Annotated in this window: 7 protein-coding genes; 3 read left to right on the top strand and 4 right to left on the bottom strand. The window is 67.7% G+C overall.

Annotation, left to right across the window (positions count from 1 at the left end):
• The first annotated feature begins 52 nt into the window (after window positions 1-52).
• Together IEV56_RS02445 and IEV56_RS02450 are read left to right on the top strand one after the other, a co-directional pair.
• Window positions 53-1,639 (top strand): peptide MFS transporter, encoded by a 1,587-nt coding sequence (locus IEV56_RS02445; protein ID WP_188447362.1) that lies wholly within the window; start codon window positions 53-55, stop codon window positions 1,637-1,639.
• A gap of 147 nt (window positions 1,640-1,786) precedes the next feature.
• Complete coding sequence (locus IEV56_RS02450) at window positions 1,787-4,183, top strand: PepSY domain-containing protein (protein ID WP_188447364.1); 2,397 nt, start codon at window positions 1,787-1,789, stop codon at window positions 4,181-4,183.
• Window positions 4,184-4,241: 58 nt separating this feature from the next.
• On the opposite strand, the gene ssb is transcribed toward IEV56_RS02450, so the two are convergent.
• Window positions 4,242-4,727, bottom strand: coding sequence for a single-stranded DNA-binding protein (ssb, locus tag IEV56_RS02455; protein WP_188447366.1), 486 nt, complete (start codon window positions 4,725-4,727; stop codon window positions 4,242-4,244).
• Between the two features lie 157 nt (window positions 4,728-4,884).
• On the opposite strand from ssb, the gene IEV56_RS02460 reads away from it, so the two are divergent.
• Window positions 4,885-5,853: a polyprenyl synthetase family protein gene (locus IEV56_RS02460; protein WP_188447368.1), complete on the top strand. Its 969-nt coding sequence runs from the start codon at window positions 4,885-4,887 to the stop codon at window positions 5,851-5,853.
• 76 nt (window positions 5,854-5,929) lie between these two features.
• On the opposite strand, the gene murD is transcribed toward IEV56_RS02460, so the two are convergent.
• Genes murD through IEV56_RS02475 form a run of 3 tightly spaced genes read right to left on the bottom strand, consistent with a single transcriptional unit; the run spans window position 5,930 to window position 11,244 of the window.
• Window positions 5,930-7,306 carry a UDP-N-acetylmuramoyl-L-alanine--D-glutamate ligase gene (gene murD, locus IEV56_RS02465; protein ID WP_425488552.1) on the bottom strand — a complete coding sequence of 459 codons (1,377 nt, stop codon included), beginning with the start codon at window positions 7,304-7,306 and terminating at the stop codon, window positions 5,930-5,932.
• Window positions 7,287-8,648: a UDP-N-acetyl-alpha-D-muramoyl-L-alanyl-L-glutamate epimerase gene (murL, locus tag IEV56_RS02470; protein WP_188447373.1), complete on the bottom strand. Its 1,362-nt coding sequence runs from the start codon at window positions 8,646-8,648 to the stop codon at window positions 7,287-7,289. The genes murD and murL overlap by 20 nt, the downstream gene beginning before the upstream one ends.
• Window positions 8,641-11,244, bottom strand: a complete 2,604-nt coding sequence (locus IEV56_RS02475; protein ID WP_188447375.1) for a bifunctional aspartate kinase/diaminopimelate decarboxylase — start codon at window positions 11,242-11,244, stop codon at window positions 8,641-8,643. Before IEV56_RS02475 ends, murL begins: the two co-directional genes overlap by 8 nt.
• Between the last annotated feature and the right edge of the window lie 133 nt (window positions 11,245-11,377).

The following is an 11,377-nucleotide window of genomic DNA, read 5'->3' on the forward strand; positions in this document are numbered from 1 at the left end:
GTACTCCAACAGCGGCTATACTGGCGACACGCCAAATTAGAGCAACCACTCGATGACCGCCACCGCGCTTGCTTCCCAGGACCAGCTGTTCGGCCACCCCAAAGGCCTGTTCGTCTGCTTCATGACCGAAATGTGGGAACGTTTTTCCTTCTACGGCATGAAGGCCCTGCTGTTCCTGTACCTGACCAAATACCACCTGTTCACCGACGACAACGGCTACCTGTTGCTCGGCACCTACGCCGGTCTGGCCTACGCCCTGCCCCTGCTCGGCGGCGCGCTGGCCGACCGCTGGCTGGGCATGCGCAAGGCGGTGGTGTTCGGCGGTCTGCTGCTGGTGCTCGGCCAGCTCGGCATGGCCTACAACGGCACACCGGCGCAGGGCATTCCCGGCCAGGCGGTGCAGGACGGCTTCGCCATCCAAATCATGTACGCCTCGCTGGCACTGATTGCGGTCGGCGTCGGCTTCCTCAAACCCAACATCTCGACCATCGTCGGCCGCCTGTACGCCGACGATGACCCGCGCCGCGACTCCGGCTTCACCCTGTTCTACATGGGCATCAACGTCGGCGCCGCGCTGTCCTCGATCATCGTCGCCTACATCGGCGAGAAGATCGGCTGGGGCTACGGTTTCGGTTTGGCCGGGGTGATGATGGCGCTGGGTCTGGTGCAGTTCATACTCGGCCAGAAGCATTTGGCCGGGCAAGCCGAGGCCCCGGACCCGGCCGCGCTTAACGCGCCATGGATCGCCGGTATCAGCCGCGAGGTCTGGATCTATCTGGCCGGCTTGGCTTCGGTGGCGGCGGTCTGGCAGGTGCTGCAGATGAAAGTCGATTTCGGCTTCCTCGGCGCCATCGCCGGCGGCCATGAAGTGACCATGACCGAAGTGGTGGCGGTGGTGATGGGCCTGGGCCTGTTCGTCTGGTTCTTCAAGTTCCTGTTCTCCGGCATCAGCAACGCCGAACGCGGCCGCATGCTGGTGCTGATGGCGCTGATCGTGATCAGCGCCCTGTTCTGGGGCCTGTACGAACAGAGCTACGGCACCTGGGTCGCGTTCGCCGAACGCGTGATGGACCGCAGCACCTTCGGCGTCGAATGGACCGCCGGCCAGACCACCTCGTTCGGCGCCATCTTCGTGATTGCGTTCAGCCCGGTGTTCGCCTGGCTGTGGCCGAAGCTCGACAAGCACGGCCTGAACCCCAGCCTGCCGGCCAAGTTCGGCTGGGCCTTGGTGTTCCTCGGCCTGGCGTTCGGCACCCTGATGTTCGCCAGCCGCGTGCCGGGCGCCGACGGGCTGGTCAGCCTGTGGTGGATGATCCTGGCCTACGCACTGATGGTGGTGGGCGAAATGATGCTGTCGCCGATCGGCCTGTCGGCGGTCACCACCCTGTCGGTGCCGCGCGTGGTCGGTCTGATGATGGGCGCCTGGTTCCTGTTCTCGGCGTTCGGCGAGATGATCGCCGGCCGCATGGGCACCTGGGCCTCGATTGAACCGAATCCGGACGGCAGCATCGACAAGGTCAAGGCCTTGGGCGTGTACGCTGACGTGTTCGGCGACATGATGTGGATCGGCGTCATTGCCGGTGTGGCGCTGCTGCTGGCCTCGCCCCTGCTGAACCGGCTGACCCGTGACAAGACCTGAATCCACGTAACCTGCCCATGAAAAAGCCGCCCCGAGGGGCGGTTTTTTTGTGCAGAGCCCGAATGTCCAGTCAATTCCGGCTTGCAATGCAGACCTCTCGCGTCAATAATGATAATGATTATCATTTAAATCTTAGAGATTCCAAGAATGTTCAAGAACGCGATATTCCAACTGCACTGGTTCTTCGGCATCACCGCCGGCCTGGTGCTGGCGGCGGTCGGCGTCACCGGCGCGCTGCTGTCGTTCCAGCAGCCATTGCTGAAGGCGTTCAACCCGGGCGTGCTGAGCGTGCGCGCCGACGGCCGCACGGTGCTGACGCCGGAAGAGCTGCTGGCGCGCGTCCAGGCCGCGCAACCCAAGCGGAAACCGGTGTCGCTGAGCTTGTCCGGCGATCCGTCCGAACCGGCCAAGGTCGGCTTCGCGCCGGAGCCCGGCGCCAAGCCTGGGCCGGGCGGCCGCCGGCGCGGCGAAAGCCGCTACGTCGATCCCTACGACGGCCGTCTGCTGGCCAAGCCGCGGGGTGAAGGCTTCTTCCGCACCAGCATGCAGATCCACCGCTGGCTGGCGGCCGGCGAGGTCGGCAAGCAGATCGTCGGTGCCTCGACCGTCGCGCTGGTCTTCTTCTGCCTGTCCGGCCTGTACCTGCGCTGGCCACGACGCTGGCTGGACTGGCGCGCATGGTTGCGCCTGGACTGGGCGCAGAAAGGCCGCAGCTTCCTCTGGCATCTGCACGCGGTGCTCGGCACTTGGTTGCTGGCCGCCTATCTGCTGATGTCGCTGACCGGACTGTACTGGTCATACGACTGGTACCGCGACGGCCTGTACACCCTGACCGGCAAACCGGCGCCTGACGAAGGCCCGCGCCGTGGCGGACAGGCGGCGGGCGTGCCCAATGTCTCGGCCGGCTCGTCTTCCGCCGCCAGTGTGGCGGAGGCGTTCCGCGCCTTCCACGCCGCGGTGCCGTCGTACGCCAACGTCACCTTGCGCCTGCCGGAGAAACCGGGGCAGACGCTGGAGTTCAGCTACCAGGATCCGGAACCGGCGCACGAACGGGCCAACAACCGGTTGGAGTTGGCAGCCGGCACGCTGGCGGTGGTCACGCACGAACGGTATGCCGACAAACCGATCGGACAAAAGCTGATGGCGGGCATCCTGCCGCTGCACAGCGGCAGCTTCTTCGGACTGCCGGGACTGGTGCTGTTCATGCTGGCCAGTCTGCTGATGCCGCTGTTCACCGTGACCGGCTGGCTGCTGTATCTGGACCGTCGGCGCAAGAAGCGCGCCGCCCGTGCCGCCGCGGCGGCCGTCGGCGACGAGGCCGAGGGCGACGACGCCCTGCTGATCGCCTATGCCAGCCAGACCGGCACCGCCGAACGGCTGGCCTGGCAATCGGCCGCGGCCTTGCGGGCCGCGGGCCAACGCGTACGTGTGCGGCCGCTGGCGGCGCTGGACGCGACGATGCTGTCGAACACGCGGCGGCTGTTGCTGGTGGCAAGCACGTTCGGCGAAGGCGAAGCGCCCGATGCCGCACGCGCGTTTTTGCCGAATCTGACCGGCGGTCCGGCATCGCTGGCGGCGTTGCGCTTCGGCATCCTGGCCTTGGGCGACCGGCATTACGCCGAGTTCTGCGGCTTCGCCCGCGCCATCGAAATCCGGTTGCGGCGGCAAGGCGCGCACGCCCTGTTCGACACCATCGAGGTCGACGACGGCGATCCGCTCGCCCTGCAGGCCTGGCAGGAGCGGCTGTCGGTCCTGTGCGGCACCCGCGTGCACGGCGACTGGTCGGGACCGGCGTTCGCGTCCTGGCGTCTGGTCGAACGCGTGTGCCTGAATCCGGGCAGCCCGGGCGCGCCGGTATACCGCATCGTGCTGCGGACGGAAGAGCACGCGGACTGGCAGGCCGGCGACATCGCCGAAATCCGCTTGCCCGCCGCCGGCCAAACGGTGGTGCGTGAATACTCGATCGCTTCGTTGCCGCAGGATGGACGTCTGGAACTGCTGGTGCGTCTGGTGCGCAAGCACGACGGCACCCTCGGCGCCGGATCCGGGGCGCTCTGCCAGCGGATGCCGATCGGCTCCGCCATCGCCCTGCGCATCCGGTCGAATCCGGGCTTCCATGCGCCGGCCGACGACCGGCCGCTGATCCTGGTCGGCAACGGCACCGGCATCGCCGGCCTGCGCGCCCTGCTCAAGGCCCGCGCACGCGCCGGCCGACGCCGGAACTGGCTGTTGTTCGGCGAACGCAGCGCCGCGCACGACTTCCACTTCGACGCCGAACTGCGCGCCCTGCAGGCCGACGGCTTCCTGGAACGGATCGACCTGGCGTTCTCGCGCGACCAGCCGGAACGGCTTTACGTGCAATCGCTGTTGGCGGCCGAAACCCAGCGGCTACGCGCTTGGATCGACGAGGGCGCGGCCGTTTACGTGTGCGGCAGCCTGGACGGCATGGCACCCGGCGTCGAGGCGGTGCTGCGCGCCGAACTGGGCACCGACGGCTTGGAGCGGCTGGCCGCGGAAGGGCGCTACCGGCGGGACGTGTACTGAACCGCAGGCATGAAAAAACCGCCCTTCGGGGCGGTTTTTTCATGGGCATCGGCCGCGATCAGAACGGCACGTCGTCGCCGAACGGATCGTTGTCGGCGAAGCTTTCCGCCGGTTTCGGAGCCGCCGGACGGGCGGCCGGCTTCGGCGTGCTGAAGCCGTCGTCCGACCAACCGCCGCGCTCGGCCGGCGGACCGGAACGCTCACCCGACGGGCGGCCGCCGAGCATCTGCATCTCGTTGACGATGATGTCGGTGGTGTAGCGCTCCATGCCCTGCTTGTCGGTGTACTTGTCGGTGCGCAGCGAGCCTTCGACATACAGCTGCTGGCCTTTCTTGACGTACTCGCCGGCGATTTCGGCCAGCTTGCCGAAGAACTTCAGGCGGTGCCACTCGGTGCGCTCCTGCTTCTCGCCGTTCTTGTCCTTCCAGCTCTCGTTGGTGGCCAGCGACAGCGTGACGTTGGCGCTGCCGGCCTGCGAATAACGGACTTCCGGGTCTTTGCCGACGGTGCCGACGAGGATGACTTTGTTGATGCCACGAGCCATGGCGGTTTCCTTTGCGAAGTGGGTGTGGAGACATCGTAAGTATAACGGCGTAGCCCCCCTACCCCCAAATCCTTTCGGCAAAGGTCGGAAAAGCGCGCGCCGCGGCATCGGAAGACATATAATTGAGGCCAGTCGCAGCTTATAAGCATTTGATTTCATGAGTATCGAATCCATCCAGGCCTTGGCCAAGGGCGAAATGGCCGCCGTCGACGCCCTGATCCGGGCCCGCCTGGGCTCGGACGTGCTGTTGATCAACCAGATTTCCGAGCACATCATCGCCGCCGGCGGCAAGCGCCTGCGCCCGATGCTGACCGTGCTGGCCGCCAAGGCCTTGGGCTACGCCGGCGACCGCCATACCGCGCTGGCCGCCATCGTCGAGTTCATCCACACCTCCACCCTGCTGCACGACGACGTGGTCGACGAGTCCGACCTGCGCCGTGGACGCAAGACCGCCAACGCATTGTGGGGCAACGCCCCGAGCGTGCTGGTCGGCGACTTCCTGTACTCGCGCAGCTTCCAGCTGATGGTCGAGCTCGACTCGATGGACGTGATGCGGGTGTTGGCCGACACCACCAACCGCATCGCCGAAGGCGAAGTGCTGCAGCTGCTGCATGTACATAATCCGGACACCGACGAAGCCGCCTACATGGGCGTGATCGAGCGCAAGACCGCGGTGTTGTTCGCCGCCGCCACGCGTCTGGCCGCGCATCTGGCCGGCGCCGGCGAAAGCCTGCAGCAGGACCTGTACGACTACGGCCTGCATCTGGGCCTGGCGTTCCAAATCGCCGACGACGTGCTGGATTACAGCGCCGACGCCGCCGTGCTCGGCAAGAATCTGGGCGACGACCTGGCCGAGGGCAAGGCCACCCTGCCGGTCATCCACGCCATGGCCGAAGCCGATGACGCGGTGAAACAGCGTCTGCGCGAAATCATCCGGCAAGGCGACGCCTCGGCGATGCCCGAGGTGTTGGCCGCGATCGAGGCCGCCGGCAGCCTGCGCTACAGCATCGATCGCGCGCGTCACCACGCCGGAGCCGCCAAGGCCGCACTGGCCGGCGTGCCGGACAGCGACTGGAAACGCGCCCTGCTCGAACTGGCCGACTATTCGGTCGCGCGGAATCATTAGGATCGTGCCGCCCAGTCCCACCGTCACGGATATTCCGGAATCCGAGAACATCAACCGCCCGAAAATCAAATCCGGCTCAGTCCAAGCCCAGCCCAGGAATTTTGCTGATGGCATTCGGATCGAAACCGGCCAGCTCGGCGAAGTGCCGGCCGCGCGCCACGTAATCGGCGTAGGCGCCGAAACTCGGCGCACCCGGCGACAGCAACACCACGCCGCCGTCCGGCAGCGCCGCGCGCGCCTTGACGACGGCGTCCGGCAAATCGGCGGCCTCCGACAACGCGAATCCGGGATCGGCGACGGCGCGCAACCGCTCGGCGATGCGCGGGCCGTTCTGCCCCATGGCGATGATTGCCTTCGGCGGATGCGCGGCCACGTACTCGGCGAACGCGTCCCAGTCCAAGCCACGGTCGTAACCGCCGACCAGGATGGCGACCGGCTCCTGCCGGAAACATTCGAGCGCCGCGATGCCGGCGAACGGCGTGGTGCTGATCGAATCGTTGACGTAGCGCAGGCCGCCGGATTCGCCCAAGGTCTGCAGACGGTGCGGCAGCGGCCGGAACGAGCGGCAATGCGGCGCCAGCGCGGCCGCATCCAGGCCCAGCGCCTCGATGGCGGTGAGCGCGGCGCAGACGTTGCCGGCGTTATGCTGCCCCGGCATCGGCAATTCGCGCAGGTCCATCACCTCGACGCCGCCGCGCAGCAGGCGGTGGCCGTCGGCATGCCAGCCGTCGGCATCGTTGAACCAACGCACGGCGGCATCGGTTTCCGCGGCCAAGGCCGCGACCGGCGCCGACTCGCGGTTCAGCACCGCCGTGCGCGGATGAGTGCGGGTGATCAGGGCCGACTTGTCGGCGAAATAGGCGGCTTCCGAGCCGTGCCAATCCAGGTGCTCCGGGTAGAAATTCAGCATCACCGCGACTTCCGGTGAAACCGCCTCGAAGGTCTGGTAGCTGGACAGCTCGATCACCCAGAATTCGGGCTGCTCGCGCCAGTCCATGGTCTCCAAAAGCGGCAGGCCGATGTTGCCGACCAAGGCCGTGCGCCGGCCGGCGCTGCGCAGCAGATGCGCGATGAGCGAGCTGACCGTGCTCTTGCCCTTGGTGGCGGTGACGCATACGCAGCGCGCGTCCGGATGCGCGGCGAACCACACGGCGGTGCCGCCGACGAAACGGGTGCCCTGCGCCTCGGCGGCCAGCGCCTCGGGCGCGTACTTGGAGATGCCGGGCGATTTCACCACCACGTCGAATACGGCCAGGTCTTCGGCCTTCGGCGCCGGATGGCAGGCCACCAGCGGGTCGCCGTCGGCGCGGATCGCCTCCGCTTCGGCCTCGCTGCAGAACACTGTCACCGGTTGCTCCGGATAACGGCGGCGCAGATAGGCCAAGGCCGCCTTGCCTTCGCGGCCGTAGCCCCAGACCGCCAGGCGTTTGCCCTCAAGCGCCAAAGCTGTCACGCAGCGGCTCCCACAGGTCGGCGGGAATGGCATGCCCGCCTTCGGCGCGCAGCAGCGGCGCCACAGCCAAATCGGCGGCGTCCAGCTGCGGCAGGATCTCCTCGGCGAAGCGGCGCACGATGGCGTCCTCGCGCCAGCTCGGGCTGGCGGCCAGCGCGGCCATGGCGGCGCGCGACTCGCGGCCCTCGCCCACGCACTCGAACGGCTTATGTTCCCGGTATTCGAGCAGGGCGTCGAAGCCGGCGATCTGCGCCGGCTCATCCAGCAGGTTGCGGCCGAAGATGGTCATCAGCCGCGGCTTGGGCATGAACGGCGCCAGCGCCAGGAACACGAAGTGGCATTTCGGGCAGACCCCGCACCAGCGCTGCGCCGGACGTTCGCCCAGGATGTGGAAGTTGCGGTTGCAGCTGGAGAAGTGCGCGTCGTAGAAATCGGTCTTGGCGAACTGGCGCGCCACCGCCAGCTCCGAGAACGGCCGCAGCAGCGAGTAGTAGTTCAAATCGGCGGCGATGTGGCGCTTGGCGTGCGCGGCGAAACCGCGCTCGAAATCCCAGCCCTTCGACCACTGGTGGTTGACCTCGCCGGTGCCCTCGATCAGGCTGCCATAGCTGGCGGAGCGCTCGTTGGAGAACACCACCTGGTCGAAGCCGTGCAACACCGCGGCCAGCGTCAGGATGGCGGAATTGACCGCGGTGACCGGGATGTGGCCGTTCAGCGCGCCCTGCGCGTTCATCGCGAACAGCTCCGGCGCCAGCGTGCGGCTGATGTTGTACAGCGGCAGGCCGGTGCGCTCGGCGCAGGAACGGATCAGCGGCGCCGGACCGATCCAGGTCACCGTCTGCGGCACGCCCAGACGGCGCAGCGACTCGATCGAGACCAACGAATCCTTGCCGCCGCCGATGGCCACCAGCGCATGGCGCGCCAGACCGAGCGCGGGCGCAGCCTCTTCAACCGCGTCCGAAGCCGGGAAGCGGATGCGGCCGCGCAGACTCAGGCCGTTGCGGTAGGCGAACTCGCCCAAGCCGTTTTCGTAGATGCCGGTCAGCAGCGCGGCGGTGTCGGCGTCGATGGCGTAGCTGTCGAGCACGATGGTTTCCGGCACCGCGGCCTTGTAGTAACTGACGCCGGCGATCAGGTGCAAAGTACGCAACGCGGCCTGCACCGCACGCTCGCGTGCGCCATCGAGCGCGAACGGCGCGCCGGGAAACACCAGAGTCTCGCTGAACACGCCGCCGGTGTCGAAGGCGTAGTCGAGCCGGGCCGTGCCGGTGGCGGCGTCGAAATGGCAGCCGGTGAAATGGAAGCGCGTGATCGCCGCGCGGTCGAACAGGTACTCAGACATCGAAGATCACCTCGCGCGGCAAGTCGCGCAGATTGTAGTGGTTGGCCATGACGAAGCCGTAGGCGCCGGCGGTGTCGATCAGCAGCACGTCGCCTTCGGCGGTATCGGCCGGCAAGGTGACCTGCCGGGCCAGCACATCGGTCGACTCGCAGATCGGTCCGACCACATCGACGCGCGGGCCGTCGGCATCGCCGATGCGGCTCAGATTCACGATTCGGTGCTTGGCCTGGTACAACGCCGGCCGCATCAGCGCGTTCATGCCGGCGTCGAGTCCTATGCGACGCACGCCGAGCTTGTCGACCACCTGGCTGACGCGGGCCAGCAGTACGCCGGCCTGCGCCGTCAGGTAGCGGCCCGGCTCCATCCAAAGAGCGTACTGCGGCCATTGGCGGCGGGCCTCGGCCAAGGCCGCGGCCAAAGCGGCGATATCGAATTCGGCTTCGCCGTCGCGGTATGGCACCGCCAAGCCGCCGCCGACGTTGATTGCCGCCACGGTACCGATGCCGTCGGCGACGTGCGCCAGCTGCGCGAACAGCTGCGCCCAGTGGCCGGCGTCCTGCACGCCGCTGCCGACATGCGCGTGCAGCACGGCGATCTCGGCGCCGATGACGCGCGCGGCCTCGACGAACGCGGACACGTCGTCCAGCGCCAGGCCGAACTTGGCTTCCGGACCACCGGTCTTGACGTGCGCGTGATGGCCCAGGCCGTAACCCGGATCGATGCGCAGCACCAAGCGGCGCCCGGCGAACAGCTCGGGCCAGTGCCGCAGCGGATACAGGCTGTCGAGCGTCAACCAGTCGGCCGAATCGCACGCACCGGCATACTCGGCGCGGCTGGCGAAGCTGGGCGTGAACAACAGGCGCCCGGCCGGCAAATCCGACAATGTCCGGCGCACGTGTTGCAGTTCGGGCAAGGACACGCACTCGAAGCCGAAGCCTTCCTCGGCCAGCGCCGTCAGCACCGCCGGATGCGCGTTGGCCTTGACCGCATAGAAGCGGCGCTCCAGCGCGTCGATGCCGGCGAAGGCGCGGGCCTGCCGACGCAAGGTCGGCAGATGGTAGACATACGCCGGCGTGCCGGCAGCGGCCTCCTGCAACAGGGCCTCGCGCGCGGCCTGCCACCAGGACACGGGCTCGGCAACGGCCGGCTCGGCGATGGCGCGCCAGCTCGGGCCGAATACCGCCGATTGTTCGACCGGCATCGCGCCGCACTCGATCAGCAGCGCGTGCAGGGTCGGCAGCAGGTCGTGCGCCACGCCTTCGTCGACCACGAAGGTCAGGTTCAGGTCGTTCGAGCTCTGCGACACCATATGCACGCGTTCGCGGCCGAACTCGGCCCAGATCTCGGTCAGCCGGTCGAGCATCGAACGCATGCCGCGGCCGACCAAGGTCACCGCCGAGCACGGGGTGATGACCTTGACCCGGCAGACTTTGGCCAAGTCGGCGCACAGCGCGTCGAGCACGTTGGAGTTCATCAGGTTGTCGGACGGGTCGAGCGAGACGGTGACGTTGGTCTCCGAGGTCGAGATCATGTCGACCGACAGGCCGTGGTCCTTGAAGCAGGCGAACAGGTCGGCTAGGAAGCCGACCTGCTGCCACATGCCGATCGACTCCATCGACACCAGCACGATGCCGCTGCGGGTGCTGATGGCCTTGACGCCGGTCTGCGGCTCGGCGCTCCGACTGATGCAGGTGCCTGGCATGTCCGGGCGGCCGGTGTCGCGGATCCACAGCGGCACGTTCATGTCGCGGCAGGGATGGATGCAGCGCGGATGCAGCACCTTGGCGCCGGTGGTGGCGATTTCCTGCGCCTCCTGGTATTCCAGACGGCTGAGCAGGCGGGCGTCCGGCACCGCGCGCGGATTGGCGCTGAACATGCCGGGCACGTCGGTCCAGATTTCCACCCGGCGCGCGCGCAGCAAGGCGCCGAAATACGCGGCCGAGGTGTCCGAACCGCCGCGGCCGAGGATGGCGGTGCCGCCGTCGGCGGCACGGGCGATGAAGCCCTGGGTGATCAGCAGCGGCGGATTGGATTCGAAACGCGCGCGCCAGGCGGCGTCGCCGGCGTAATCGCAGGACACCGAGAGCCGCGCGGCCCAGGCGCTCTGGTTCGGCAAGGGCACCGCCGTCAGCCAGTCGCGGGCGTCCAGCCAAGCCACCGGCAGGCCTTGGCTGGCGAGGTAGGCCACGCCGAGGGTGGACGACAGCAGTTCGCCCTGCGCCAGCAGCTCGGCCTGCCAGTGGAAGACGCGCGTGTCCCGGCGCGGATCGTGCAGCAGGTGCTGCAGTTCGGCCAAGCGGCCGGCCAGCACCGTCTCTCCGTCCAGGCCGAGCTCGGCGGCGAAATCCAGATGGCGGGCGCGGAGTTGCGCCAGCAATTCGGCCAGATACGGCGGGCTGTCGGCGCGATCAATGCCACTTTGCAGCAGATTGGTGACCCCCGACAGCGCCGAGACCACCACCAGCACCTTGCCGCCCTCGTCGGCGGCGCGCGCGCGCATCAACGTGCCGATGGTGTCCCAGCGGTGACGCTGCGAAACCGAGGTGCCGCCGAACTTGAGGACGATCCAGGGGCTGGGACTGGCGCTGGGCGGCATAGATAAGGAATTCAGGGCGGAAGCAATGCGGTTGCCCATGATAAGTCATCGCGGCCGGCGCCGGACAGTCACCCGAGCGTCCGAGCACGCATTCACGCCGCGCTCATGCCCAGGGGTTGATTATGTATTAACG

The organism is Arenimonas maotaiensis (assembly GCF_014638745.1).
Lineage (GTDB): Bacteria > Pseudomonadota > Gammaproteobacteria > Xanthomonadales > Xanthomonadaceae > Arenimonas > Arenimonas maotaiensis.